General features: G+C 62.5%; 22 protein-coding genes. 8 read left to right on the top strand and 14 right to left on the bottom strand.

The annotated features are described in order from the left end of the window. Positions 1 to 41 precede the first annotated feature (41 nt). Both M5B42_RS19905 and M5B42_RS19900 read left to right on the top strand, forming a co-directional pair. On the top strand, positions 42 to 1,430 hold the full coding sequence (locus tag M5B42_RS19905) for a PLP-dependent aminotransferase family protein (RefSeq protein WP_248746791.1): 1,389 nt from the start codon (positions 42 to 44) through the stop codon (positions 1,428 to 1,430). A 158-nt stretch (positions 1,431 to 1,588) separates the two neighbouring features. After that, on the top strand, positions 1,589 to 1,954 hold the full coding sequence (locus tag M5B42_RS19900; RefSeq protein ID WP_248746790.1) for a DUF3509 domain-containing protein: 366 nt from the start codon (positions 1,589 to 1,591) through the stop codon (positions 1,952 to 1,954). A gap of 7 nt (positions 1,955 to 1,961) precedes the next feature. Here M5B42_RS19900 and M5B42_RS19895 read toward each other — a convergent pair whose 3' ends face one another. Further along, positions 1,962 to 3,161, bottom strand: a complete 1,200-nt coding sequence (locus M5B42_RS19895) for a DUF1501 domain-containing protein (RefSeq protein ID WP_103496587.1) — start codon at positions 3,159 to 3,161, stop codon at positions 1,962 to 1,964. 28 nt (positions 3,162 to 3,189) lie between these two features. Next, the gene (locus tag M5B42_RS19890) at positions 3,190 to 4,728 is read right to left on the bottom strand and encodes a DUF1800 domain-containing protein (protein ID WP_103496586.1); all 1,539 of its coding nucleotides are present in this window, start codon (positions 4,726 to 4,728) and stop codon (positions 3,190 to 3,192) included. A gap of 264 nt (positions 4,729 to 4,992) precedes the next feature. Between M5B42_RS19890 and M5B42_RS19885 the strand changes: the two genes are divergently transcribed. Beyond that, entirely contained in the window at positions 4,993 to 5,334 is a 342-nt protein-coding gene (locus tag M5B42_RS19885) for a YXWGXW repeat-containing protein (protein WP_103496585.1), read from the top strand. Between the two features lie 64 nt (positions 5,335 to 5,398). Here M5B42_RS19885 and M5B42_RS19880 read toward each other — a convergent pair whose 3' ends face one another. Beyond that, positions 5,399 to 5,899, bottom strand: coding sequence for a phosphate-starvation-inducible PsiE family protein (locus tag M5B42_RS19880; RefSeq protein WP_178129886.1), 501 nt, complete (start codon positions 5,897 to 5,899; stop codon positions 5,399 to 5,401). Between the two features lie 386 nt (positions 5,900 to 6,285). Here M5B42_RS19880 and M5B42_RS19875 point away from each other — a divergent pair, with 386 nt between their 5' ends. Continuing rightward, entirely contained in the window at positions 6,286 to 6,552 is a 267-nt protein-coding gene (locus M5B42_RS19875; protein ID WP_152740026.1) for a YebG family protein, read from the top strand. 30 nt (positions 6,553 to 6,582) lie between these two features. Here the strand turns inward: M5B42_RS19875 and M5B42_RS19870 are convergent, their stop codons facing one another. Further along, positions 6,583 to 7,602 carry a Glu/Leu/Phe/Val dehydrogenase dimerization domain-containing protein gene (locus tag M5B42_RS19870; RefSeq protein WP_103496578.1) on the bottom strand — a complete coding sequence of 340 codons (1,020 nt, stop codon included), beginning with the start codon at positions 7,600 to 7,602 and terminating at the stop codon, positions 6,583 to 6,585. A gap of 178 nt (positions 7,603 to 7,780) precedes the next feature. Here M5B42_RS19870 and M5B42_RS19865 point away from each other — a divergent pair, with 178 nt between their 5' ends. Beyond that, positions 7,781 to 8,584 carry a transglutaminase family protein gene (locus tag M5B42_RS19865; RefSeq protein ID WP_103496577.1) on the top strand — a complete coding sequence of 268 codons (804 nt, stop codon included), beginning with the start codon at positions 7,781 to 7,783 and terminating at the stop codon, positions 8,582 to 8,584. A gap of 10 nt (positions 8,585 to 8,594) precedes the next feature. On the opposite strand, the gene maiA is transcribed toward M5B42_RS19865, so the two are convergent. Genes maiA through hmgA form a run of 3 tightly spaced genes read right to left on the bottom strand, consistent with a single transcriptional unit; the run spans position 8,595 to position 11,852 of the window. Further along, positions 8,595 to 9,233 (bottom strand): maleylacetoacetate isomerase, encoded by a 639-nt coding sequence (gene maiA / locus M5B42_RS19860; RefSeq protein ID WP_248746789.1) that lies wholly within the window; start codon positions 9,231 to 9,233, stop codon positions 8,595 to 8,597. Between the two features lie 12 nt (positions 9,234 to 9,245). Further along, complete coding sequence (gene fahA / locus M5B42_RS19855; RefSeq protein WP_248746788.1) at positions 9,246 to 10,550, bottom strand: fumarylacetoacetase; 1,305 nt, start codon at positions 10,548 to 10,550, stop codon at positions 9,246 to 9,248. Positions 10,551 to 10,553: 3 nt separating this feature from the next. Further along, complete coding sequence (hmgA, locus tag M5B42_RS19850; protein ID WP_152740030.1) at positions 10,554 to 11,852, bottom strand: homogentisate 1,2-dioxygenase; 1,299 nt, start codon at positions 11,850 to 11,852, stop codon at positions 10,554 to 10,556. Positions 11,853 to 12,037: 185 nt separating this feature from the next. Between hmgA and M5B42_RS19845 the strand changes: the two genes are divergently transcribed. Further along, the gene (locus M5B42_RS19845; protein WP_248746787.1) at positions 12,038 to 12,832 is read left to right on the top strand and encodes an IclR family transcriptional regulator; all 795 of its coding nucleotides are present in this window, start codon (positions 12,038 to 12,040) and stop codon (positions 12,830 to 12,832) included. Positions 12,833 to 12,842: 10 nt separating this feature from the next. Here the strand turns inward: M5B42_RS19845 and M5B42_RS19840 are convergent, their stop codons facing one another. Further along, positions 12,843 to 15,392, bottom strand: a complete 2,550-nt coding sequence (locus M5B42_RS19840; RefSeq protein ID WP_248746786.1) for a LuxR C-terminal-related transcriptional regulator — start codon at positions 15,390 to 15,392, stop codon at positions 12,843 to 12,845. Positions 15,393 to 15,619: 227 nt separating this feature from the next. Here M5B42_RS19840 and M5B42_RS19835 point away from each other — a divergent pair, with 227 nt between their 5' ends. After that, a complete protein-coding gene (locus M5B42_RS19835; RefSeq protein ID WP_349292782.1) occupies positions 15,620 to 17,410 on the top strand; it encodes a glycoside hydrolase family 3 N-terminal domain-containing protein in 1,791 nt (596 codons plus the stop codon). 85 nt (positions 17,411 to 17,495) lie between these two features. On the opposite strand, the gene M5B42_RS19830 is transcribed toward M5B42_RS19835, so the two are convergent. Together M5B42_RS19830 and M5B42_RS19825 are read right to left on the bottom strand one after the other, a co-directional pair. Further along, the gene (locus M5B42_RS19830) at positions 17,496 to 18,863 is read right to left on the bottom strand and encodes a DUF1329 domain-containing protein (RefSeq protein ID WP_103496571.1); all 1,368 of its coding nucleotides are present in this window, start codon (positions 18,861 to 18,863) and stop codon (positions 17,496 to 17,498) included. A 24-nt stretch (positions 18,864 to 18,887) separates the two neighbouring features. Beyond that, positions 18,888 to 20,681: a DUF1302 domain-containing protein gene (locus tag M5B42_RS19825; RefSeq protein ID WP_152740032.1), complete on the bottom strand. Its 1,794-nt coding sequence runs from the start codon at positions 20,679 to 20,681 to the stop codon at positions 18,888 to 18,890. A gap of 539 nt (positions 20,682 to 21,220) precedes the next feature. Between M5B42_RS19825 and M5B42_RS19820 the strand changes: the two genes are divergently transcribed. Continuing rightward, positions 21,221 to 22,006: an N-acetylmuramoyl-L-alanine amidase gene (locus tag M5B42_RS19820; RefSeq protein ID WP_152740033.1), complete on the top strand. Its 786-nt coding sequence runs from the start codon at positions 21,221 to 21,223 to the stop codon at positions 22,004 to 22,006. Positions 22,007 to 22,166: 160 nt separating this feature from the next. On the opposite strand, the gene M5B42_RS19815 is transcribed toward M5B42_RS19820, so the two are convergent. From M5B42_RS19815 to M5B42_RS19800, 4 genes are all read right to left on the bottom strand, one after another. Continuing rightward, positions 22,167 to 23,078 (bottom strand): SDR family oxidoreductase, encoded by a 912-nt coding sequence (locus M5B42_RS19815; RefSeq protein ID WP_100941749.1) that lies wholly within the window; start codon positions 23,076 to 23,078, stop codon positions 22,167 to 22,169. 161 nt (positions 23,079 to 23,239) lie between these two features. Beyond that, on the bottom strand, positions 23,240 to 24,022 hold the full coding sequence (locus M5B42_RS19810) for a class II aldolase/adducin family protein (RefSeq protein WP_248746785.1): 783 nt from the start codon (positions 24,020 to 24,022) through the stop codon (positions 23,240 to 23,242). A gap of 117 nt (positions 24,023 to 24,139) precedes the next feature. Continuing rightward, the gene (locus M5B42_RS19805; RefSeq protein ID WP_248746784.1) at positions 24,140 to 24,826 is read right to left on the bottom strand and encodes an LrgB family protein; all 687 of its coding nucleotides are present in this window, start codon (positions 24,824 to 24,826) and stop codon (positions 24,140 to 24,142) included. Then, positions 24,816 to 25,202, bottom strand: coding sequence for a CidA/LrgA family protein (locus tag M5B42_RS19800; protein WP_248746783.1), 387 nt, complete (start codon positions 25,200 to 25,202; stop codon positions 24,816 to 24,818). Before M5B42_RS19800 ends, M5B42_RS19805 begins: the two co-directional genes overlap by 11 nt. Between the last annotated feature and the right edge of the window lie 88 nt (positions 25,203 to 25,290).

The raw sequence follows: 25,290 nt of genomic DNA, 5'->3' as shown, positions 1-25,290 counted from the left end.
ATAAGCTTGCCCGCACTTTTCAGGATCGGTAGCCATCAAGCATGTGGGTTCCTCGGCTCAGCGACTTCAACCAACCGGTGTATCTCTCCATCGCCGACGCGCTGGCGCGGGATATCGCCAGCGGTGCGCTGAAGGTCGGCAGCCGCCTGCCGACCCTGCGTGAACTGGCCCAGGCGCTGGAGGTCACGCCCGGCACCATCAGCCGTGCCTACAGCGAGGCCCAGCGGCGCAAGCTGGTGCAGGGCGAAGTCGGACGCGGTACCTATGTGCTGGAACAGGGCGCACCGACGCCGACCCGCCAACAGGTGCCGGCATTGCTGGCGCCGGGGCCGACCGACCTGCTCGACCTGTCGATCATCAAGCCCCACGGCGAGCCTCTCGAACACGAGCTGCGCGATGCCCTGGTGAACATGGCCAACGACGCCGATTTCGCCCGCGCCCTGGACTACGCCCCCGACGGCGGCCACCCGGCCCACCGCGAGGCCGGCGCGCAGTGGTTGCGCCAGTCGGTGCCCGATGCGCAATGGCAACAGGTGGTGATCACCGCCGGTGCGCAACATGGGCTGATGGTCGCCATGAGTGCCCTGAGCAACAGCGGCGACCTGGTGCTCTGCGAAGCGCTCTGCTACCCCGGCATCATCTCCCTGGCCCATGGCCTGGAGCGCCGGCTAGGCGGTGTGGAAATGGACGCGGAAGGGATCATTCCCGAGGCCCTGCGCGAGCGTTGCCTACGGGAAAAACCGGCGCTGCTGATCTGTGTCGCCACCTGCCAGAACCCGACCACGGCGATCATGTCGGCGGCGCGCCGGGCGCAGATCGCGGCGATTGCCGAAGAGTTCGATTTCATCATTATCGACGACGATATCTACGGTTTCCTCGCCAACGATCCGTCGATCAGACCGCTGTCCAGCTACGCCCCGGAGCGTTCGGTGTACCTCACCAGCCTGTCGAAATCGGTGATGCCGGCCCTGCGCATCGGCTACCTGTACAGCCCGCCGAAACTGCTGTCGCGCCTGACGTCGATGGTCCGCAGCAGTATCTGGATGCCCTCGCCGCTGACCGCGCAACTGGCCAGCATGATGCTCAGCGAAGGGCTGGACACTCGGTTGGTCGCGGTCCAGCGCGCCGAGGCGGCCGCGCGCCAGGCCATCGCCGCCGAAGTCTTCCACGGCTTGCAGATCACCACCCAGCCCCACAGTTATCATCTGTGGCTGACCTTGCCCGAGCCCTGGAGCGGTGATGAATTCACCCTGCTGGCACGGGCCAACGGCGTGCTGGTGCTCAGCGGCACACAGTTCCAGGCCGAGCGCCTTGGGCATACCCGCAGCGTGCGGATCGTGCTGATGTCACCCACCAGCCGCGACGAACTGCGCTTCGCCCTGACCAAGCTGGCCAGCCTGATCGACGCCGACCCGCGACGTTTCTACTGAACGGTCGTTTACCCGGCACAAGCCTTGCAAATTCAAATGGTGTAGTTGTGCCCCGACATGAGGTCAGGGCACCGATCTGCCGCCGGTCCGGAACCCACGAACCAACCCGCCCGGCGCGCAGTCAATGAATGCAGGTTTCGATCAGAGTGGTGACACACATGGATAACCCCTTTCAGTTGATCAACGAGGCTTTCCAGCCCGAATACCGCGTCAACCTCAGCCTCCAGGGACTGGACGGCGACGTCATGCTGACCCTGTCCAACGCCGATGGCGTGGTGGCCAAACGGATGATCAGCGCCGAGCAACGCAATGATCCCAGACGACTGAAACGCCTGATCCAGAGCGTTCAGTTCGGCATCGCCATCGAGCAGGGGCACAGCGCGATGGATATCCTCACAGCCATGACCGACAGCGACAGCCTCAAGCTGGGAACGCTCCCGGCACCGGTCTGGAGCGGTGCCGGCCATCGTGTCGGGCGCCCGGTCACACCGACCGGACGGGTAGTGACGCTGCCGATTCGTTAAGCAGCCGCTACACCAACTGCAACCCATTGGGGCGTGCGCCGGGAAAAACGCTCTGAAGTTGCGCAGTGGACAAACCCCAGGTGCGGCCCAACAGGCCGCCCAGCAAATCGCGGTAGTTGTTCAGCACCGGATAGTCGCGGTTCTGCAACAGGCTGCCCGGCGCCACTGCCACTTGCTCGCCGACGATGCGCCCACCGTGCACGCTGCCGCCCAGCACCCAGTAGACCGTGCCATGGCCATGATCGGTGCCGCGATTGCCGTTCTCGCGAAAGGTGCGGCCAAACTCCGAGACCACCACCACGGTGGTGTCCTTCCACTGATCGCCCATGGCGTCGGCAAAGGCCGCGAGGCCCTGCCCCAGGTTCGCCAGGTTGTTGGACAGCTGACCCTGGGCGCCGCCCTGGTTGACGTGGGTATCCCAGCCGCCGACATCGACGAAACCCAGCCGATACTGATCGCGCATCAGGGTGGCGATACGCCGGGTTTCCGCGGCGAAGTTCTGCGCCGTCTGCGCACCACGCCCGGCCTTGGTCATTTCATCCTGCAGGTCCTTCGACACTTGCTGGCGCAGTTGCAGGCCGTCGGTTACCGGTGCGGCCAGCGTCGTACCTTTGTACATCGAGGCGAGGATCGAGGACTGGCGCTCGTCGAACACCGGTTTTGAAACCCCACGCAACGACAGATTGGGAATATCCCGACCGCCCTGGAAACTCAGGGGCAAGGCGTCGGTAAAGGCAATCGGCGCACTGCCGGGCATGGCCCCGGCCAAACGGGCGAGAAAGCCCGAGCCATAGTGCCCATGCTGGTCGCCGGCCAGCCCGGCCTCGATATTGTCCTGGGTTTCGAAATGGCTGCGCGACAGGTCGTCGGTGCCGGCAAAGGGCACGAAGGCGAGCTGCTTGCGTTGCCAGAGCGGATAGAGCGAATCGTGCAACACCGGGTTTAGCCCCCAATGGCCGTCGAGAGCAATGGCGCTGTTGGGGTTGTGCGGGTCGGGCCGGGCAATCGCCAGGGTCGGCCGCGACTCGTAGTAGAAATCGCTGGCATAGGGCACCAGCAGGTTGTTGCAGTCGTAGCCGCCACGCAGGAACACCATCAGAAAACGCGGTGCCGACGCGGGAGCGGCGAACAACTTGCCGGAGAACGACAAGGTCGGCAGGGTCGCGGCGGCGACCGCTGATGCGACCAGAAAGTCTCGACGATTCATCACTGCACCTTCCTTGAAGAGCACGACGTTAACGGTTGTTGAAGTCCGGTGAAGACAACAGGAAGGTGTTCCATTCCTGCGGCGAGGTGGCCTGATTCAGCGCGGCTGTGGTGGCGGCCGACAGATGCGGGCCGATGGCCTCGTAATACAACGGCGTGGTGATCATGGGGAAACCGCCCTGAGCCTTGTCACTGCCTTCAGGGGTAAACAACTTGTTGTAGCCCGAGCCGATGGACCGGGCGATTTCGAAACGCTTCGACATCTGCCCCGAGCTGGCCCAACCAGCGGCGTCCAACGGCCAGCCGTCCGGGGTCTGCCGGCCGAACACCGGTTCCCCCAACTGATTGAGCCAGTTGAGCATCGGCCGTGGATTGGCGATGGGCTTGCCGTCGTAAGCCAGGCGTACCGCCGAGACCACGAACTGGGTCGGGTCCTTGAATTTTTTCCCGGCGCTTTGCAGCAGTTCCGGCGACTCGAAGAGCGTGCGCAACACCTGGGCGATATCGCCATCACTGCGCTGGAAGGTCACGCTCATGCGGTCCACCAGGGACTGCGGCGGCTGGTCGGCGACAAAGTATTGCGCCAGTTTGCGCGAGATGAATTGCGCACAGGCTTTCTGCCGGGTGATCAGGTTCACCGCCTGGGTGATTTCATCGAAACCGCTGCCCTGGATCGATTCGCCCAGCAGCACCTTGTCGGAGAAGTCATGGCGCTTGGGATTGAACTGGAACATCCCGTCATTCACCACCAACGGCGCCACCCGGGGCCCGAACTTCTGCACCCGGCCATCCAGCGGCCGCACCCCGGCACCGGTAAGGATCAGCGCCAGTTGCTGGACATCCTGCTGGGTGTAGCCGGAACCGACCCCCAGGGTGTGCAACTCCATCAGTTCGCGGGCGTAGTTTTCGTTGACCTTGCCGTTGGCGTTCTGGGCATTGTCGAGAAACTCCAGCATGGCCGGGCTCTTCAGGGTCGCCAGGACCAGATCCCTGAACTTGCCCAGGGCATGTGGGCGGATGACCTGTTCTTCGTAGTCCGCCGCCATCAGGCGTACCGCGCCCTTGCCGGCAAATACGCTGAAGTGATTGAGCCAGAAGCCGACCATCTGCTCCTTGAGCTGGTTGCTGCCATAGACCGCCCGCAGCAGGGTGATTTGCCGGGCCTGGTCGGCGGCGTCATTGAGCTGTTGCTGCTGGGTCTTCTTGGCATCGGCCTTGGCATCGCCGTCCGGCATCGACTGCAGTTGCTCCTGGCCCTGCTTGAAGGCGAGCAAGGTGGCCTGCAGCGGTTGCGCAAGGATCGGGAAGGCCCGCAATTGTGCGTCGATACCCGGCGGCAACGGGTCACGAATACGGTCGCTCAGTTGCGCCTCGAGCAAGCCGCTACGGCCCATGGCCCGAAAGCGCGCGACGTTCGCCGCGTCCAGGTCGTAACCATCGCGCCGCAGCCAGGCCGAATCGGCGGGACTCAACGGCACGACAGGTGCCGCCACGGCGACGACGGGAAGGCCCGCCGCCAGACACACCGACAACCCCAGACAACGTAGAACAGCACCCGGTACTGGCATATCAAGAGGCTTCCAAAGGTGAGAACGGCAGTAATCCTTTCATCCCCAGTGTCTGTCGAACTGGCTGTACCAATGCTGACAAATGCGCATTCAGTTCTATCCTGCCAGAGGTCTGTGACAAGCGGCTTTTGCCGCAAAAAGACTGTGTCGGGTTCAGGATCCGGACAGATACATACTGTTACAACAAGCGTAGCCGGTGAGAAAACACGGCAACGATCCGTTCGCCAGGCGCGTGCCGTGGGCGGACCATCCCGAGGAGGCAACATGTTTTTACGTTACGCAGCACTTGCAGCGGTAGTCGTGGCGGCTTCCGGTTGCGTACAGGAACGCGTGGTTCACGATCGCCAGGTGGTGGTCGAACGGCCCGCGCCGCAATACGTGGAAGTGGTAGCTCCGCAGCCACCACCGCAGGAAGTGATCGAAGTGGAGCCGGCCTATCGCCCTGGATTTATCTGGGCACGGGGTTACTGGCATTGGGACGGGCGACGCTATGTAGCGATGCACGGTCATTGGGAACCGGTGCGCCAGGGTTATCGCTATGTACACCCGCACTGGGAACGGCATAACGATGGCTGGCATTTGCGTGCCGGGGCCTGGATCAACTGATCAAAGGCCTTCTGTAAGCGCGAGCACCCTCGCGCTTACAGGCGTCGTCGCCTGACGGCGTGTTTCAAATCTCGCCCTTCTCCACTTCCGGATGCTCACTGGAACCTTCTCCGGTCTTGCGTTGCGGATGCTCGATCTTCACCGACGGAAACTGCGACGAGGCATAGCGCACCACCAGGATCGCCAGCGCCAGCAACAGGATCGCACCGGAAAGGTAAACCACGCCCATGTCCGGTGGATTGTGGTGCGACACGTTGGAGATCAGCAGCCGGGTCAGCGCGGTGATCGCCACGTAGATCAGGAAGCGCACCGGCATATGGTTGGTCTTGAAGTAGATCCCCACCATCGCCCCCAGTTCGAGGTAGATGAACAGCAGCAGGATGTCGTCGATCTTCAGATGACCCTCTTCGATCATCGTCAGGAACTCCATCACCGCCGCCCAGGCAGTCACCCCGCCAATGGCGAACAGCGCCAGGTAATGAAACGACTCGACGAACAGGTTGCCCAGGGATTCGGCCACCTGATGCACGTTTTGTCGCAGGTTCTCGGCCCAATTGATTTTCACGGTACAGATTCCTTGGTTCGGCTTGATCGGAGAATGCGGGTGGAAGATGACTGTTTTCCCTGCATGCAGAAAAAAGGCCAGGGAAAGCGATGAGATGATGATAATGCCTGACGGGGCACGTTGCGGCGATGCGCCCACCGACGCCTTCGCGGCGATGCGGCGTCCCGACAAGCCCTGCTCCTGTAGGAGCAGGGCTTGCCCGCGAAGAGGCCCCAAAGGTCACCCAAAGCCCCCGATGCAGACGCGGTTGTGCATCTGACAAACCGTGAAACCGGTCTACATTAAAAAGCCACTACCCAAACCCTGGGGATTCGCTTATGCTTTTAGCTGTATATAAATACAGTAATTGCAAAACACAACTATCGTGAAGGCATGTGAGGTGGTGAATGGCCGTCGAAGTGGTATACCGCAGCAGCCGAGATCTGGAGCGTTTGTTCATGGATAAAGCCGAAGCTGACCGTCATGACAAAATGCTCGAATTGGCCGAGCTGCTGGCCGAAGTCCTGCAAAAAGCCGTGCCCTCGCTGAGCGAGCAGCAGGTGGAAGAAGCCGGCATCTACATGGCGAAAAACCGCGATGTGTTCGCCCGGGCGTTCAAGAGCCAGCCGGATGCGCTGAGCGAATTGCTCTCACCCCCTGCCCCTGTCGAATAAGACAACGCCAGACGGCAGGAACCGGTTCGTTCAACGGTAAAGCAGGCGCTCCGCCAGTTCGTCGGCCACCCGCGCCGGCGAGCGCTTTTCTGCCTGGGCATGGGCGAAGACTTCGGTCAGGCGCGTGCCGATACGGGACAAGTGGGCGGTGATGGTCGACAGTTCCTCGCCCCGGTGCCTGAGGGTGACATAGATCAATCCGCCAGCGCTGATCACGTAGTCGGGCGCATAAAGAATCCCGCGTTTTTCCAACTGATCGGCAACGCTGATATGGGTCAGCTGGGTGCTGGCCGAACCCGCCACCGCCGCGCAACGCAGCTGCGCCACGCTCTGGCTGGTGAGCACATTGCCCACGCTGCAAGGGGCGAGGATATCGCATGGGGTACTGAGCAAGGCTTCACAGGCAATCGGATGGGCCCCCAGTTGCTCCATGGCCAGTTGTACCTTGCCCGGGTCGGTATCGCTGACCAGCAACTCCGCACCCGCCGCGTGCAACTGCTCGGCCAGGGCATAACCGACGTTACCCAACCCTTGCACCGCCACTCGCAAACCTTCCAGGTTGTCGCTGCCCAGCCGCGCCATGGCGGTGGTGCGAATCCCGGCAAACACGCCCATGGCCGCGTGCGGCGACGGGTCGCCAGCGCTGGTGGTGCTGGTGACGTGCTGGGTGTATTGGGCAATGCAGTCCATGTCGGCGGTGGAGGTCCCACTGTCGATGGCGGTGATATAGCGCCCGTTGAGCTGCTCGATACAACGGCCGAAGGCTTCGAACAAGGCGGCGCGGCTTTCCACATGAGGCGGACGAATGATCACCGCTTTCCCACCGCCCACCGGCAACCCGGCGAGCGCGGCCTTGTAGCTCATGCCCTGGGCCAGGCGAATGGCATCGACCATGGCACTTTCATCGTCGGGATAGGCCAGGTAACGACAGCCACCCAGCGCCGGCCCGAGGCGACGGTTATGGATGGCAATCACCGCCTTCAACCCGGTTACCGGATCGACACTGAGGTGCAGCGACTCAAGACGAGTGCTTTGCATGAGAGCGAACATCGAGAGGCCCCCTGGATACTGCCTGTAGCGAGTATAGGCTTCGTGGGAAAGCTTGCAGAAGCAAGCAGGAATAAGACCCAGGCGTTTGCAGTTTTTGCGACATAACCCTCGAGCGCTGCAAGCGGACTGGACGAAAGCCCATCACGGGGCTAAAACAGAGACTCTGCCGGAGATCTCGATGAACCCCCGCCAAGCCTTTTTCGCCTGCCTGCAACGTACACCGCCCGCCGTGTTTGAAGCAGCCGTGTGGATAGCAGCCGAACATGACCCGCAGGTCCTGCCTGAATCCGTATTGCGCGATTTCCGCGACTTGCAACAACGGGTCAGCGCCGGCCTGCCGATGCTGCCGGTCAGCGAGTTGGGCCAGCCGCTGTTGCGGCGGCTGAACGAACTGGGGTTCCAGCAGGACGAGTTCACCCCGCTGCGACCTCACGCGGCACTGCTCGACAAGGTCCTGCAGCGCAGGCGCGGGCAACCGCTGGCGCTGGCGTTGATCGCCCTGGAACTGGCCCGGCAGTTGGAGATCCCGCTGGTGGGGGTGAATTTTCCCGGGCATTTCCTGCTGCGGGTGCCGGGGGCCGACCATTTGCTCGACCCGTGTGGCGGCCGGCGCCTTTACCCCAACGACTGCCGCGAACTGCTGGTCCGCCAGTACGGCCCGAGCACGGTGCTGAAGGCCGAGCACATGCATAACGCCACGCCGGTGCAGATGCTCCAGCGCCTGTCGCGCAATCTGCGGCAATTGCACCAGGCCAACGACGACTTCCTCGGGGCCCTGGTGGATGCCGAGCGGGTCCTGGAACTGGGCCAGGCCAATGCTGGCGACTACCTGGCCCGCGCCAGCCTGTACCAGCGCCTCGATTGCCCACGGGCCGAACGCCATGATCTGGAACGGGCGCTGCTGCTCAGCGAAGACCCGCTCCAACGGCTACGGCTGACGGAACGACTGGGGCAATTGCCGCCGAATGCGGTGGTGCATTAGGCGGCATGCCTTACAACGGAGTATCCGGCTGATTCGCCGGATGTGCCTGGATAAACGCCGGATGCTGTTCCGCCAGCGCCGCCACCCGGCGAATACGCGGATAAGCCTCCAGCGATACCTTGAAACGCTGCGCCGCATACAGCTGCGGAATCAGGTACACATCCGCCAGCCCCGGCTCCTTGCCAAAGCAATAACCCACGTCGCCAATCAACTGCTCCACCGCCGTCAGCCCCTGGCTGACCCAATGACCGATCCACTCCTGCACCTGGGCATCGTCATGCCCCCACTGGCGCAGCAGGTTGGTGGTGCCGGAGTTGTGCAACGGATGAATATCGCAACCGATCACCGCCGCCACCGCCCGCGCGCGGGCACGGGTCAGCAGGTCCGAGGCCAGCAGCGGCGGCTGTGGATAACGCTCCTCGAGAAACTCGATGATCGCTGGCGACTGCGTCAGCACATCCCCGGCATCGGTGCGCAAGGCCGGCACCCGGCCCTGGGGGTTGACCGCCAGGTACGCCGCCTGGCGCTGCTCACCACCGCCCGGGGCGATCAGGTTGATCGGCAGCGCGTGGTAATCCAGGCCCTTGAGGGCCAGGGCGATCCGCACGCGGTAGGACGAGGTGGAACGGTAATACGTGTAAAGCTCCATGGTCCTCTCCTCTCAACGCGCCGAGACAATCTTGCCGCGGCATTCGCCGAAGCCGATGGAAGCAAAACCTTCACGGTTGCACCGCGCCCGCAGGATGATTTCGTCGCCGTCCTCAAGGAACTTGCGCACTTCGCCCGATGGTAGCTCCACCGCTTTTTTACCCCCTTCGGTGATCTCCAGCAGGCTGCCGAACTGCCCCGCTTCAGGACCGGACAAGGTGCCCGAGCCGAACAGGTCGCCGGCCTGCAGCTGGCAGCCGTTGACGCTGTGGTGCGCCACCAGTTGCGCCACGGTCCAGTACATGTGCCGGGTGTTGCTCAGAGTCAGGCGCTGGGCCGGCAGGTTCTGCTCGCGCATCGCCTCGGTCAGCAGCAACACTTCCAGTTCGATATCAAAGGCGCCGCCCTGCTGATCGCGGGCATCGAACAGGTACGGCAACGGCTGCGGATCGCCTTGCGGACGCGCCGGCTGGGCCTGGCGGAACGGCGCCAATGCCTCGGCCGTCACCACCCAGGGCGAGACGCTGGTGATAAAGCTCTTGGACAGGAACGGCCCCAGCGGCTGGTATTCCCAGGCCTGGATATCCCGTGCCGACCAGTCATTGAGCAGGCAGAAACCGGCGATATGCTCGGCGGCATCACCAATGGCAATCGACTCCCCCATGGCATTGCCCTGGCCGATCCAGATGCCCAGCTCCAGTTCATAGTCCAGTCGTGCGCAGGGACCGAAAGTCGGCTCAGTCTGCCCAGCGGGCAAGGTCTGGCCCTTGGGCCGGCGGACCTCGGCGCCGGACGGTCGCACGGTCGAAGCGCGGCCGTGGTAACCGATGGGCACGTACTTGTAGTTGGGCAGCAGCGGGTTGTCGGGGCGGAACAGCTTGCCGACATTCTGCGCATGCTCGATGCCCACATAAAAATCGGTGTAGTCGCCGATCCTGGCCGGCAGGTGCAACTGGCAATCGGCAGCCAGGTGCAGCAGCTTCGCGCCCTGGGCTTCGATCTTGCCACGCAGGCTGCTGCCTTCGCCGAGCAGTTCCAGCAGGCGGGCACGCAAGGCCACACGAGCCGCGGTGCCGAGTTCGAAAAAGGCATTCAACTGACCGCCACGGGTCGCTTCGACAGCTGCCTTGGCCAGACCGTCAAACAAGCCGAGCTCCAGGGCCGCTTCCAGATCGAAGATCTGCTCGCCGATCGCCACGCCACTGCGCGGGGTAGAACCCTGGTAACTGAACACCCCCAGCGGCAGGTTCTGCAACGGGAAATCGGTATGGCCGTTGGCAGAGGCAACCCAGCTGCGAAGGATGGTTGGCTGACTCATGGGTTATCTCCGATTCGGGTTGAAAGTGACGGGCACGGTGGCCCAGCAAGTATCGTAGTTGCTTTGCAGCTGCGGGCAATCGAGGGCGAAGCGGCTCGCACGCAATACCTGGCTGGTCTCGAACATGAAGGCCATGGTGTTGTCGATCTTGCTCGGCGCCAGCTCGGCGGCAATCGCCCGGGTGCAGGTTTCACCGTCCGGGCCGTGGGCGCTCATGCAGCTGTGCAGCGACGCGCCGCCGGGCAGGAAGCCTTCGGCCTTGGCGTCGTAGGCGCCCTGGATCAGGCCCATGAATTCGTTCATCAGGTTGCGATGGAACCACGGCGGACGGAAGGTGTTCTCGGCCACCATCCAGCGCGGCGGGAAGATCACGAAGTCGAGGTTGGCCATGCCCGGCACGCTGGTGGGCGAAGTCAGCACGGTGAAGATCGACGGGTCCGGGTGATCGAAGCTGACCGTGCCAATGGTGTTGAACCGGCGCAGGTCGTATTTGTACGGCACGTTGTTGCCGTGCCAGGCGACCACGTTGAGGGGCGAATGATCGAGCTCGCAGCCCCAGAGCTCACCGAGGAACTTCTGCACCAGGGTGGTCGGTTGCCGCAGGTCTTCGTAATGGGCGACCGGCGTGAGGAAGTCCCGCGGGTTGGCCAGGCCGTTGCTGCCGATCGGCCCGAGGTCCGGCAGGCGTAGCGGCGCGCCATGGTTTTCGGCGAGGTAACCACGGGCTTGCGGGTCGAGCAGTTCGACGCGGAATTTCAGGCCACGGGGCAGGACGGCGATTTCCAGCGGTTCAATTTCCAGCACACCGAGTTCGGTGACGAGCCGCAGCCGCCCCTGTTCTGGAACCAGCAGCCATTCGCCGTCGGCGTTGAAGAACACCCGCTCCATGGAGCGGTTGGCGCGGTAGCTGTAGATGCTGATACCGGCCGGTTTCTCCGCCGCCGAGTTGGCCGCCATGCTCACCAGGCCGTCGAGGAAATCCGTGGGCTCGCCCGGGATCTCCAGCGGGTTCCAGCGCAGGCGGTTGGGGGTGACCGAACCCAGCGGGCCACCGGCCAGTTGCCGCTCCAGCTTGACGAACGCCGGGTGCCGGGCCGACGGCTGGATGCGATACATCCAGGTACGCCGCGCTTCGCTACGGGCCATGGTGAAGGCCGTGCCGGAGAACAGTTCGGTATACAGACCGTAGGGCGCTTTCTGTGGGGAGTTCTGGCCGACCGGCAGCGCGCCGGGCAAGGCCTCGCTGCTGAATTCGTTACCGAAGCCGGACTGATAGGCCAGCACCGTGGAATCGGGGTTCATGGAGCCTCCTGGAGGGAGTGGACCTGGGGCTGCCTCCGGATTCAAAAGGAGCGCGGCACGGGTCGGTTTATTTTTATGGAAACGAAATTATGCATAACGTAACTTGATTATGCAGAACGTAATTTGATTGACAGTGCCCGTCAAGCTATAAAGACGCCCATTCGTCCCGGGATTACATCGCCTCCATGGAAAAGCCGCGTCCTACCAGCGACAGCAACGGTAAACAGAAAGTCCGCTCGGCGGAGGTCGGTACCGATATCCTCAAGGCACTGGCCGAACTGTCACCCAGCACCTCGCTCTCACGCCTGGCCGAGCATGTGCAGATGCCGGCGAGCAAGGTCCACCGTTATCTGCAGGCCTTGATCGCCAGCGGCTTCGCCGAACAGAACCGGGCAACCAACCACTATGGCCTGGGTCGCGAGGCGTTGCGGGTTGGCCTGGCGGCGCTGAACAGCATGGAGGTGCTGCATGTGGCGGCCATGCCGCTGGCGGAGCTGCGCGACGACCTGAATGAAAGCTGCTTCCTCGCGGTCTGGGGCAATCACGGGGCGACCGTGGTGCATATCGAACCGGCCGTGCGCGCGGTGACGGTGGTGACGCAGTTGGGTTCGGTGCTGCCGCTGCTCAGTTCGTCCACGGGGCTGGTGTTCAACGCGTTCCTGCCGGATCGGGAAACGGTCGAGTTGCGGGAAGCGGAACTCAAGGCCGGCCACCCTCACCCGATGGCCGATGTCAGCGTATATACCGCGACCTGTGAACAGATCCGCCGGCGCGGGCTGCATTTCGTCCATGGTTTGCTGATGCCGGGAGTCGATGCCTTGTCGGCGCCGGTGTTCAATGCGCTAGGCCAGGTGGTGGCGGTGCTGACGGTGGTGGGGCCGACGTCACTGTTCCACGCCGATGAAGACGGCCCGGCGGCCAAGCGGTTGCTGGCGGCGAGCGAGGCGGTCAGTTGGCGGATGGGTTATCAGAAGACCTGAGTACCCAGTGCTACCCCATCAAGCCCAGGGCCTTGGCCTTGGCCACCGCCTGGGTCCGACGCTCCACCCCCAGCTTGCTGTGAATCCGCCGCGCATGGGTTTTCACCGTGTGCAGTGAAATAAACAGCTGATCGGCGATCTGCAGATTGGAGCTGCCCAGGGCAATCAGCTTGAGCACCTCCAGCTCACGCTGGCTCAAGGGATTGTCACCCGTGGCGATCAGCGCCTCTTCAAACCCCAGGCTCGCCAGCATGCCCGGCTGGCGCAAGCGCAACTCGCGCAAGGCCTGTTGCAGATTACAGCGGCTGACCAGCGCCAGCCCCTCCTCCAGGTGACTCTTGGCCAGCGCCGCTCGCCCTTGCAGAAAAGCCACTTCCGCCAGCGCCAGGCGCAGTTCGGTTTCCATGCCCTGCATGCCCCGTCGCTGGGCCTGTTCAAGCAATAGCGCCAACGCCTCCAACGGCGCCTGGGCCTTGTGCAGATAGACCTGCGCCAACACCAACAGGTATTCAAGACGCGGGATCAACTCCAGCGTCGCCGGTGGCGCCTGCACCCCGTCCGCGCCGCTGTAGTGACGCAGTACCCGGGTCAGCGCCTCTTCCGCCAACTCCGGCCGCCCCTGCTGCAACCAGAAATGGCAGCTGACCATCAGCAGCACCGCGCGATACACCACATCCGGAATATGCCGTTGCTGCATCAAGCGTTCGGCATCGCGCAGGCGCACAAACGCCTGGGCGTAGTTGCCGTGGTTGGCATCCAGCAAGGCCAGCCCGAGAAAACCGTACAAGGCCTGTTTATCCTGGCTGCGCAGGCATTCATCCAGGCCTGCCTGGAAATGCTCGGCGGCTTGTTGATCACGGCCCTGGCGCAGGGCGATCCGTCCCTGGCGCAAGGCGATCCGCCCCAGCAACGGCCCCGCCAGGTAACGCTTGGCCGACAACAGGGCATGCATATTGTCCAGCAGGCTCTCGCTGCGATGCAGGGCACCGCGCTGCTCCAGCAACTGCGCATGGTCCAGTTCCAGCAGCGCCTCGAACAACAGCGAGCCTTGCGCCCGTGCCAGGCACAGGGCTTCGCGGCTCAAGGCATGAGCCTGTTCCAACTCACCATCAAGCAGCGCTTGCTGGGTCAGCCCCGACAGGCAGAACAACCGCGCCGGCCAGGCGACCGGCGGCAGGTCCTGCAAGGCTTCGAGAAAATGTCCACGTGCCCGTTGTGCCTGCCCCTGCAAATGCAGCAACCAGCCCTGCTGGGCCTGCCAGCGCGCCACCAGTTGCCGCTGTGCCGCCGCCGACGATTGCGGGGAGAATCGGGCCATCTGTTCGATGCTGTGGGCCGCCTCGTCGAAGCGTCCGGCGAACAACAACGCCGTGGTGATCAAGCCCACCAGATGCGGCGTACCGAACATCAGGTCATCCGGCTGCTGCTCGTGCAGGCGCAACAACAGCGCCACGTTCTGCTCCTGGAACAGGTAATCGAAGGTGAAGTTGTGCAACAGGCTGGCCGCCACCTCGAACTCTTCGGCGGCCAGGGCCTGTTCCACCGCCGCCTGCCAGTCGCCGCGGGCACTGAACCACTGGCAGGCGCGGCGATGCCAGGAACGCCCGGCCGGCCAGGGTTCGTCGCGCAGCAGCAGGGCCAGCGGCGCGAACACCCGCAGCCACTCCGAGGAGTCTTCCCAGGGTTCGATAAAACACCCCAGTTCCTGCAGGGTACGCATCCACTGGGCGCCCTCCCCCGCACCGAACAGGTGTTCGCAAAGGTCGGCATTGAAGCGCGGCAGATGCACCAGCACATGCCAGGCTTCGGCAAGCTCCGGAGCCAGGGCATCGAACAGTTCATGTTGCAGGTAATCGAGCAAGGTCGCCGAACGTCGCGATCCGGCGTCGGGGACATTGGCGATCCAGGCTGGCGCTTCCAGCATCGCGACCCGCACCCCGGCGCACCAACCGGCGGTGTACTGCTCCATCCGGTCGAGGCATTGCGGGGTCAGGGTAATCGACGGGTGGCTGACCAACTGCTCGATTTCACCGCGCTCGAACGCCAGGCTCGGACCCTCGACTTCGTAGAGTTCACCTTCGAGCAACAGCCGTGGCCAGTTGCAGTGGGGCCGCCGCCGCACGCCCAGCCACCAGTTGAGGACCGGACTGCTGAGCGCCAGCAAGCGATCGAGCAGTTGATCCAGCGCCGGGTTGGGCAAACGGCAATAGTCGTCGAGAAAAACCCAGGTAGGGGTGGTCCAGCGCGCCAGTCGCGCCAACAGACTCGATTCGTCCAGGCACTCGTCCAGCCCAAGTGCCTGGGCCAGGGCCGCGCAGAAGGCGTCGGGGGTGAGATTCGCACCGGACAAGGGTAGCCAGCACACGCCACAACTGGGCGGGGCTTGCAGCAGGCATTCGGCGAGCAAGGCGCTCTTGCCGCTGCCGGCGGGCGCGCAGAGCAGGCGGACCCGTGCCTGGGACTCGATCAAGGGGGTGCTTAGCCGCGAACGTGGCAAATGGCGGGAAGATAAACGAGGCAGGAACCCGGGACGGTCCAGACGCGGGGTCATGGCGGTCATTGCGGCGGCCTTTCTTGATTTTATCCGGCCACCCTATCCCCCATGGATGGCTTTGTCGAATGAGTATTCAGGGCAGTGATTGGAGCCCATAAAAGAACCTGCGGGCCGGTCGCCTTGCTGACCACCCCGGATCGACCTTACACAAAAATACGAACAGGAGGACTTCGGTAAAAGTCCGTGGGGTATTAGCTTGATCTCAATGGATTCAGACATGAAGGAACATAGAGATGGGTATCAGGCAAACACTCGAAAGCATGACAATCGAGGAGAAAATCGGCCAGAAAATCATGTTGGATTTCCGCTATTGGGACCCGGCGGGCAAAGCCACCCTGGACATGACCCAGCCCGATGACACGATCAAGACTCTGATAATGGACCATCATATTGGCGGGGTGATTCTGTTTGCCAACAACCTCAAGGACAGGGATCAGATCGCACGCCTGACGTCATGGTATGCCTCGCTGGAAACATCCACGGGGCTGAGGCTTTTCATCGCCACGGACAATGAAGGCGGCAACGTTTTCCGTCTGCCACGCGGCGAATATGCTTCGTTTTCCGGAAATATGGCTCTCAGCGCCGCCATTGAGGGAGGCGCAGACCGACAGTTGGCCTACGAACAAGGCAAGCAGATGGCGCAGGACATGAAATCACTGCACATCAACACCAACTTTGCCCCGGTGGTCGACGTCAACGCCCATCCAGCCAACCCGGTGATCAACGTGCGCGCCTTCAGTGACGATGCCGCCACCGTCGCGGATCTGGCGCAACGAATGGTCGCGGGCATGCGTCAAGAGGGCCTGATCACCACCTACAAGCACTTTCCGGGACACGGCAGCACCAGCGTGGACTCGCACACGTCCCTGCCTCGCGTTGATCGCCCCCGTGAGCAGGCCTTCGCAATTGACCTGGCGCCTTACAAACAGGCGATTGATTCGCAGGCCGCGCCCGATATGGTGATGACCGCGCATATCCAGTACCCCGCGCTCGACAGCAGCCTGATCCGTACCCGCAAAGGTGAGGAGATCATCGTACCGGCCACCCTGTCCAGACAGATCCAGCATAACCTGCTGCGCGGCGAGTTGGAGTTCCGCGGCGTCACTATCACCGACGCACTGGATATGGGCGCCATTGTCGAGCACTTCAGTCGGGAAGAGGCACTGGCAGGCGTATTCAAGGCTGGGGTCGATATCGCGCTGATGCCTGTCAGTATTTCCGCACCCGACCAGGCCTATCGTCTGGCACCACTGATCCGGGCCATTGCCGGCAAGGTAAGAAGCGGTGAGCTTTGCGAGGCCGAAATCGATGCCTCCGTCGAGCGTATTTTGCGTCTGAAGCAACGTTATGCCCTGATCTGTCATCGGCCACGCAAGAGGGTCCAGCCGCACACCGCCGCGCAGCCCGCGGAAAAAACCATCGCTGACGGCTCCATCACCCTACTGGTCAATCAACAGGCAACCCTGCCACTGAAGGACAAGACTCGACGCTATTTCATCCTGACGCCTTGGAGCGAGCAAGCCAAAGGCATTGCAGCGGTCATGACGGAAAAGGGTTACTCACACGTCGTGGCTGCCAAGGAGAGCGCACTGGTCGAGGCCGAGATCAGGCAGAACATCGACCAGTGCGATGTGTTCCTCCTGGGTACCCTGTCGACCCGTTACACGCAAGTGGAAAGCAATGGTGTGGCCAACAAGAAGCCAGTGACCGACAAGGATGACGTTTACCTGAGCTACCTGCGTTACGCCGCCAGCCAGGGCAAGACCCGCGTTCATCTGTCATTGCGGGCGCCTTACGATGTGGTCAACTATGCCGAGTTCGTCGACGCCGCCGTGGCGAGCTATTCCTTTTACGGCTATGAAAACGGCGTCTGGCGAGGACGTTCGATGACGTCACTGGCAGAGGTCCTGATCGGCAATCGCCGCCCCGCAGGCAAGCTGCCGGTCAATACCTGGAAGCGCTACGATAGCCAAACCCATACCGGCGTGGTCGCCCAGCCCAAAGGGTTCGGGCTGAGCTGGTAACGCCACGCTCTGACAGCAGGTCCAAACAAAAAAAGGGGTCAACGCACTGCGGCGATGACCCCCGGGTACTTTGCGCCTGTGAGGCTTAGCGAACCCCGCTCGCCCGCAACGCCGCCGGCGTGTAATCCGCCGCCTTGCCGACAAAGCCGAACTGGAAGCTGTGCTTCTCTTCGTTCTTCATGCCCAGGGCGATGTAACGCCCGGCAATCAGGTCATACAGGGTTTCAACGGTATAAGCCGGCACCTGGTGGTCGTAGTAGAACTGCGCATGACCTTCGGCCACCCGCCACAGTTGGCCGCGACCGTCGTAGTGATCCACCAGCGCGACCTGCCAGCTGTCTTCGTCGAGGTACATATGGCGCTTGGCATAGATATGCCGCTCGCTCGGCTTGACCGTGCCCTCGATTTCCCAGACCCGGTGCAGCTCGTAGCGGGTCAGGTCCTGGTTGATATGACCGGCCTTGATGATGTCGGTGTACTTGAGGGTCGGCGAGTCGAGCTTGTAGCTGTTGTAGGGGATGTACATCTCCTTCTTGCCGATCAGTTTCCAATCGTAACGGTCCGGCGCGCCGGAGAACATGTCGAAGTTGTCCGAAGTACGCAGGCCGTCGGCGGCGGTACCCGGACCGTCATAGGCGACTTGCGGGGCGCGACGTACACGGCGCTGGCCGGCGTTGTAGATCCAGGCCAGACGCGGTTCCTTCACCTGGTCGAGGGTTTCGTGCACCAGCAGCACGTTGCCTGCCAGGCGCGCCGGCGCGGTGACTTCCTGCTTGAAGAAGGTCAGCACGTTGGCGCCCTTGTCCGGCCCCAGGTCAGGGATCTCCGACGGCACGGCGGCTTCTTCCTCGAAGGTGATCGGGGTGAAGGAACCGTCGGTCTGCGGCGTGGCCTGGGTGATGGTGCGACGCAGGTTGCCACCGTGGTAGCGGGTGATGTGGTTCCACAGCACTTCCACGCCGGTCTTCGGAATCGGGAAGGCGTAGTAGCGGTTGCCGGTGAAGTTCGCCAGGCCGTTGCCGTCATTGATCGTCGTGACGTTCAAGGCGCTGCGCTTGGCCGCCTCGAGAACCGCGTCCGGCAGGACCACCGTGCGGTGGGTCGGATAGACCGGGATCTTGTAGGTCTGCGGATAGCGCTTGAACATAGCGAGCTGGCCTTCGGAAAGCTTGGCCTTGTACTGCTCGGCGGTGGCCGCGGTGATGATGAACAAGGGTTTTTCATTGGCGAATGGATCGGCCAGGAAACCTTTACTGTCCACCGCACCGGCGTTTTTCGGGATACCGCCGGTGTAGGCCGGGATCGAGCCGTCGGCATTACCGGCCTTTTCCGCGCCGATGGCGGTCAGGCTGGTGCCGAGCTTGGCCGCTTCCTCCGGGGAAACCGCCGCCATGACGTTGGCAGCCAGCAGGCTCAGGGCCAGGGCGCCACATTGCAAAATCATCTTGCGCATAAAGTTGTCCTTCTCAAGCCTGGATCAGAAGTTCGCGCCGACGCTGAGCGCCACGAAGTCACGGTCAATCAGGGTGTTGTAGTTGCCACCGAAAAAGTCGGTGAAGCTGAGGCTCGCGGTGTAGGTGTTGCGGTAGTCGGCGTCCACACCGATGCTGACCGCCTTGGCGCCCTGGTTGAAGATGCCGTTGGGGCCGTAACCCTTGACGTCATGGGACCAGGACAGGTTCGGTTTGAGGTTGATCCCGGCGAACACGTTGCTGTAGTCGAGGATCGCCCGGGCACGGTAGCCCCAGGAGGTGGCGGTGACGAAACCGCTGGTATCACCCTGGAAGCCGTAGGCACCGTAGACCGAGTCACGTCCGTAACGGACCTTGTCCTTGGTCTCCAGGCCGCCAACGTAGGTCATCCCCGCCTCGCCTACCAATGTCAGGCGCTCGGCGCCCAAGACCTGGTCGAAGAACTGCGTCAGGGTGCTTTGTATCTGGGTGATTTCCTTGCGGCGATAGCCTGAGTTGTCGGCGCCGGCCGAAGTCTGGATCGGCGAAGAGGTACCATTACTGAGCGGATTGACCAGGGCCAGGGTCAGGTCGGTGGTGTTGAGCTGCACCGGCGCATTGGGCCGGTAGCTGATCTCGCCACTCCAGGCGGTGCCGGTGGGCAGGGTAGTAGAGAAGCTCGCACCATAGAGACGGATGTCTTCCGGATACTCCAGGTAGTACTGGCCGCGACCGAGCAGCATGCTGCTGGCCAGATTTATCCCGTTCCCAGGGGACAGCGCATTACCCGTGGCAATAATACCCGGGAGGCTGTTAATCGCGCTTTGATTGGCGGTGATGGTGCCCACCGTCGGCGTACGGCTGTGATAATTCATGAAATACAAGCCGTACTCGGTATCGCTACCCAACCAGCGCAGGGCCATACCCCATTGACCGCCGTCACGGGCGTCGCGGTCATCGGCGCGCTGTACAACGACCCCCTCCGAAGTCACCTGGAAACCCTGACCGAACAAGGCGGCAACCGGTTGCAACGGCGCGATCGCCGGGCTGCCGACGGTGTAGTTGTTGTTGCAACCGTGTTGCACCACATCGTTGCCGAAGAAGGTGCCGCAGTTGTCGACGACGGTGTTTTCCCAGTTCAACTGGTAGAACCCTTCGACCGTCAGTTGGTCGGTCAGGCTCTGGGAAGCGAAGAACATATTGACCGGGATCAGGCCTTCCTTGATCTCGGCACCCGGCCGGCGGAAGGCCGAGACGTCGATGGGGTTGATGCTGTTGATCGAGTTACCGATAAAGGTACTTTCACCCCAACTGACCACCTGCTTGCCCAGGCGCACAGTGCCCGGCAGGTCGGCGATGGAGTAATTGTGATAGATGAAGGCGTCGAGGATCTGCGCGCCCGAAGAACGAGCCGCCTCATCGCGATGGTGATCGCTGATGTCCTTGAAGTCCTGGCTTTCGTCGGCGGTCGCGAAATCGTACCAGTACTTGCCCCGGACGAAGACGCCGGTGTCACCGTACTTCAATTCCAGGTCATGAATGCCCTTGATGATCTTCGAGAAGGCTTCGCCCTTCTTGTAGTTCAAGCGTCCGTCATCACCGGTGGAGGCCTGGCCGGTACCGCCGTTGGGCACCCCCACCAGGCTCTTGTCGGCATCGCGCAGGCCCCAGCTCACGCCGGCCGACAGGGATGAGTCGAATTTGCCTTCGATTTCCCCGATATTGAACGAAACCGCCTGCGCCTGCGCACTGACGCCCATGGCAACCGCGATGGCCAGAGCCTGCGGCGTGAAGATGGCGCGCATTGTTGTTTTTGTCATGCGTCTTCCCCGGTGTGTGACAGAAGGCTTCACCCTACTCACCACCAACGGGAGCGATAAGCGCACCAAGGAGGTATTCGTGCTGTACCTCGAAAGGATGAACAAGTGCCTGCGACGCGCTTTGCAGCGCGCCATCGAACCTGTGGATAACGCGTCATAGCGCATATGGATGGAGGGCCGCCGGAACGGCTCCGGGTGTAGTGACTTGCGCAGACGACTGTTACTCCAACGGTAACAGTGATTGTCGCAAAGCAGGCTGTTTCAACGAAACCGAACGCCTTATTATGATCGTCATCTACTCTTTACTGACGTTGATTTACTCCTTGATCGAACGTCTTCCCTTGGCCACTGCGTTTGCGGTGGCTTTTTTTATGCCCGCGTCATTCAAGGTCACGACACGTTTTCAGGACCGCTGAAACTTCACAAGCAACCAGGGACCCTTCTTACAACCTGGAAAGACCCCGGCCGCTATCCCGGCTCAACACCACGACTCACCCTGTTCCACTCAACAACATCACGGGATAGGGAAGGAGTCGCTTATGAAATCGATCAATTACAACACCTATCGCAGCACCCGGGGTTTCAACGACAGGGTTCGATTTCTGGTGCTGCATTACACCGCCATCGACTTCGCCGCCTCGGTCAAGGCCCTCACCGGCCCCCAGGTCAGCAGCCATTACCTGGTGCCCGATGTCACCGACCCGAGCTATCTCCAGGCCGGTTTCAAGGAGCAGGAAATCTTCAATCTGGTCGACGAAGACAAGCGCGCCTGGCATGCGGGCGCCAGTGCCTGGGCCGGCAGAACGCAGCTCAACGACACTTCGATCGGCATCGAGATCGTCAACCTGGCTTCAGACAGCGGGGGGCAGTTTCATTTTCCGCCCTATGAGCCCCGGCAGATCGAGGCGCTCAAGCGGTTGTCGCTGAATATCCTCGCCCGTTATCCCGAGATCACGCCCACCCAGGTGGTCGGACATTCGGATATCGCCTGGAGCCGCAAGAGTGATCCGGGAGCCGCCTTTCCCTGGCACGATCTGTACCTGTCGGGCATCGGCGCCTGGTTTGACGAAAGCACCCGCGACCGCTACCTGCAGCACTATCTGCGCGCGGGCCTGCCCCCTCAGAAAACAACCTTGGAGAGGTTCAAGAAGTACGGGTATGACGTGACGGGAGCCGACACGAAAACGGGATTCAACCAACTGGTCAGGGCCTTCCAGTTGCATTTCCGAGCGGAGAATTACGATGGGGTGCTGGATGCCGAGACCGCGGCCATCCTCGCGGCACTGGTGGAGAAGTACTTCCCGGGGGCAATACAGGCCAACTGAGGCAAAACCGGTGCAGGGCTTGGCCCTGTCCGGTTATTACCCCCCCTGTAGGAGCCGGCTTGCCGGCGATGAGGACTTTGAGCCTTGTATCGCCCTCGCGGCCGCTATCGCCGGCAAGCCAGCTCCTACAGGTGCTGCGTTGTGTCAGGCAGCCCTGTTTTCAGGCCATGTATTTCTGCAGATTCGCCATCATTTCCCGCAGGGCTTCAGGCGTGTCCTTCGGGTGCACGGCACCGTCGAAATCGCAGATCTGCTTCCAGCTGGCCGCCACGTCTTCCACGGAAAAACCATTGTGCGGATCGAAGCCGGCACCCAGGCTGCGCTCCCAGCGGGTCTTGCCGATCCAGCCGCCACCGACTTCGAACAGGCCGGATGTTTCATCGCACTGCTCACTGCCGAGGAATACCACCAGCGGACTGATCAGCTCCGGCTTGAGCAGCTCGAAGACCTGCGGCGGAATAAGGCCTTCGGTCATGCGCGTGCCACCCGTCGGGGCAATGGCGTTGACCAGGATATTGTTCTTGCGCCCCTCGATGGCCAGGGTCCGGGTCAGGCCATACAGGCCAAGCTTGGCCATGCCATAGTTGGACTGGCCGAAATTGCCGTAGATACCGGAAGTCGATGCGGTGAAGATCACCCGGCCATAGTTTTGCTCACGCATATGCGGCCAGGCAGCGTGGGTAACTTTGTAGGCACCTTCGACATGCACCCGGTAAACCAGGTCCCAGTCGGCATCCTCCATTTTCAGGAAGGTCTTGTCCCGCAGGATGCCGGCGTTGTTCACCACCACATCGATACGACCAAAGGCATCCAGGGCGTTCTGCACGATCTTGTCGCCATCGGTGACCGAGTCATGGTTGGCCACTGCGGTACCGCCGGCCTCGCGAATCTCCGCCACCACCTTGTCCGCCGCCGAGGCATTGGCGCCTTCGCCGTGGGCCGAGCCGCCGAGGTCGTTGACCACCACTTTGGCCCCATGGCGGGCGAACAGCAGTGCATGGGCACGTCCCAGGCCGCCGCCGGCGCCAGTGACGATCACCACTTTATCTTCGAAGCGCACAGACTCACTCATACAGGACTCCAGCCAGGGCCGATGGAAATAGACGCCGAGTGTCTGACACCCGGCCTTTGGTCACAATAAAGTCGGCCAGGGCTGAATGGTACGCGATAAGGCAGAGGGATAGTCCGGCCCTGGCCGCGACTGTCCCTGTTGACGCACGCCGAGCAGCGGCCTCAGAGCCGGAACCCGGAGTCCTCTTTGTCCAGCTTGCGCAGCAGCGCCGGCCAGGCCAGCGCCCCGCCCATGCCCTGGGCGCTACGGGTGACCGCGGCGACCATGGCCCTGGCTCCGGCGAGTATCTGCGGCTCGATGACGATCAGCGGCGCCGCGCCATTTTGCGCCAACACCTGGATATCGCAGGCGCGCTGGAAGGTGAACATCATCAGGAAGGTGTCGGCGATGGTCGAGCCACAGGTGAGCAGGCCGTGGTTGTGCAGCATCAGAAAGTTGTTTTCGCCGAGGTCGGCCTGCAACCGAGCCTTCTCCTGATGGTTGAGGGCCACCCCTTCGTAGGCGTGATAGGCCAGGCTCGCCAGCACGAACAGCGATTGCTGGCTGATGGGCAACACGCCCTGCTGCTGTGCCGAAACCGCGACACCGGCGGCGGTGTGGGTGTGCAGCACACAGGTCACATCGTGCCGCACCTCATGGATAGCGCTGTGGATGGTGTAGCCGGCCGGGTTGATCTCGTAGGGGCTGTCCAACAGCTTGTTGCCGGCCTGGTCGACCTTGACCAGGCTCGACGCGGTGATCTCGTGGAACATCAGCCCATAAGGGTTGATCAGGAAATCCTCGGTACCCGGCACCTTGGCCGAGATATGGGTGAAGATCAGGTCGTCCCAGCCGTGCATCGCCACCAGGCGATAACAGGCCGCCAGGTCCACGCGGGTCTGCCATTCGGCGGCGCTGACTTGGCTCTTCACATCAGGTGCGGCGGTAACAGGGGCTGCGTTCACGGCACTGACCTCGGGGTTTGCGGTTTTTATTCTAGTACCGACCAGTCTAGAACAGCCGGTTACCCCGACGGAGTCGCATTGCCAGCCAGCTTGATGACTCAGCGGGTCAGCGAGCCTTCAGATCACTGCCGCCAACAGCGGTGCGGCAAACAGGTTCAGCAAACCGGTCAACACCATCACCAGGCCCGCCACCGAGCCCTCTTCGCCACCGACTTCACGGGCGCGACTGACCCCTGCACCGTGAGCCCCCACACCGAACAACGCACCGCGGGCCAGACTGCTGCGCAACGGCAACCACTTGAGCAGCAGCCCGCCGAGAAATGCCCCGAACACCCCGGTGACCATCACGAACACCGCAGTCAGTTCCGGCACGCCGCCGAGGTCCTGCGCCAGCGGCATGGCAAAGGGCGTGGTGATCGAGCGCGGCACCAGCGACAGGGCCAGGCTGTTATCCAGCGACAGCGCCCTGGCCAGTCCGAAGGAAGTGCCGATGGACGCCGCGCTCCCGGCGAGCATCCCCAACAGCAATGCCGGGCCATGGCGCATCAGCATCTGCCGCTGCTGCCAGATCGGCACCGCGAAGGCCACGGTGACCGGCCCGAGGATCAGCATCAGCCAGTGGGTATCGCGCGAATATTCGGCGTACGCCGTGTGCAGCGGTAGCGCCACCGCCAGCAGCACGAACGGCACCAAGATCAGCGGCGACAGCAGATAGCGACCCGTGCGCCCATACACCCAGCGGCTGAACACATAGGCCGCCAGGGTCAGGCCCAGCCAGAACAGCGACATCCATTCAAGCTTCACGGCGAGTGCTCCAGCGGCAGACAAACTCGACGGTAAAGGCCGTCGCCAGCATCACCGCCAGGGTACTGACGCCGATCACCAGCAGGATCCGCCAGCCGTCCTGACGGACCATGGCGCCGTAGTCCAGCAGGCTCATCACCGCCGGGATAAAGAACAGCAACATCTCCGCCATCAGCAGCCCGGCCCCCAGTTGCAGGGTGGCGGGCTTGACCCGGCCGGTGGCGAAGGCCAGCAACAGCAGCGCCAGGCCGATCACCCCGCCGGGAATCGGCCAGTGGCTCCAGGCGGCGAACAGCGTGCCCAACTGATAGAGCCCCAGCAACACGGCCAGTTCGGCGAGCAGGCGGCAGGTTTTTTTCAACAACGGACGGTTCATCGGATTCGGCCCTCTCAAGGAGCCGATTTTAAAGTTGTCACTACCATCCCAAAAGCGAATTGTTAGACTGGCAGCCATTCCACTTTGG

Origin of the sequence: Pseudomonas sp. MWU12-2037 (genome assembly GCF_023242345.1) — a bacterium.
Classification (GTDB): domain Bacteria; phylum Pseudomonadota; class Gammaproteobacteria; order Pseudomonadales; family Pseudomonadaceae; genus Aquipseudomonas; species Aquipseudomonas gingeri_D.
This window is presented reverse-complemented; position numbering and strand designations above follow the sequence as displayed.

Excerpts from the sequence above, each read along its gene's own strand:
- maiA (WP_248746789.1), bottom strand. The coding sequence starts at position 9,233 with ATGGAGCTTTACACGTATTACCGTTCCACCTCGTCCTACCGCGTGCGG.
- M5B42_RS19800 (WP_248746783.1), bottom strand. The coding sequence starts at position 25,202 with ATGAACCGTCCGTTGTTGAAAAAAACCTGCCGCCTGCTCGCCGAACTG.
- M5B42_RS19830 (WP_103496571.1), bottom strand. The coding sequence starts at position 18,863 with ATGCGCAAGATGATTTTGCAATGTGGCGCCCTGGCCCTGAGCCTGCTG.
- M5B42_RS19845 (WP_248746787.1), top strand. The coding sequence starts at position 12,038 with ATGGAAAAGCCGCGTCCTACCAGCGACAGCAACGGTAAACAGAAAGTC.
- fahA (WP_248746788.1), bottom strand. The coding sequence starts at position 10,550 with ATGAGTCAGCCAACCATCCTTCGCAGCTGGGTTGCCTCTGCCAACGGC.
- M5B42_RS19820 (WP_152740033.1), top strand. The coding sequence starts at position 21,221 with ATGAAATCGATCAATTACAACACCTATCGCAGCACCCGGGGTTTCAAC.
- M5B42_RS19885 (WP_103496585.1), top strand. The coding sequence starts at position 4,993 with ATGTTTTTACGTTACGCAGCACTTGCAGCGGTAGTCGTGGCGGCTTCC.
- M5B42_RS19865 (WP_103496577.1), top strand. The coding sequence starts at position 7,781 with ATGAACCCCCGCCAAGCCTTTTTCGCCTGCCTGCAACGTACACCGCCC.
- hmgA (WP_152740030.1), bottom strand. The coding sequence starts at position 11,852 with ATGAACCCCGATTCCACGGTGCTGGCCTATCAGTCCGGCTTCGGTAAC.
- M5B42_RS19895 (WP_103496587.1), bottom strand. The coding sequence starts at position 3,161 with ATGAATCGTCGAGACTTTCTGGTCGCATCAGCGGTCGCCGCCGCGACC.
- M5B42_RS19875 (WP_152740026.1), top strand. The coding sequence starts at position 6,286 with ATGGCCGTCGAAGTGGTATACCGCAGCAGCCGAGATCTGGAGCGTTTG.
- M5B42_RS19890 (WP_103496586.1), bottom strand. The coding sequence starts at position 4,728 with ATGCCAGTACCGGGTGCTGTTCTACGTTGTCTGGGGTTGTCGGTGTGT.
- M5B42_RS19900 (WP_248746790.1), top strand. The coding sequence starts at position 1,589 with ATGGATAACCCCTTTCAGTTGATCAACGAGGCTTTCCAGCCCGAATAC.
- M5B42_RS19870 (WP_103496578.1), bottom strand. The coding sequence starts at position 7,602 with ATGTTCGCTCTCATGCAAAGCACTCGTCTTGAGTCGCTGCACCTCAGT.
- M5B42_RS19825 (WP_152740032.1), bottom strand. The coding sequence starts at position 20,681 with ATGACAAAAACAACAATGCGCGCCATCTTCACGCCGCAGGCTCTGGCC.
- M5B42_RS19835 (WP_349292782.1), top strand. The coding sequence starts at position 15,620 with ATGGGTATCAGGCAAACACTCGAAAGCATGACAATCGAGGAGAAAATC.
- M5B42_RS19840 (WP_248746786.1), bottom strand. The coding sequence starts at position 15,392 with ATGACCGCCATGACCCCGCGTCTGGACCGTCCCGGGTTCCTGCCTCGT.
- M5B42_RS19815 (WP_100941749.1), bottom strand. The coding sequence starts at position 23,078 with ATGAGTGAGTCTGTGCGCTTCGAAGATAAAGTGGTGATCGTCACTGGC.
- M5B42_RS19905 (WP_248746791.1), top strand. The coding sequence starts at position 42 with ATGTGGGTTCCTCGGCTCAGCGACTTCAACCAACCGGTGTATCTCTCC.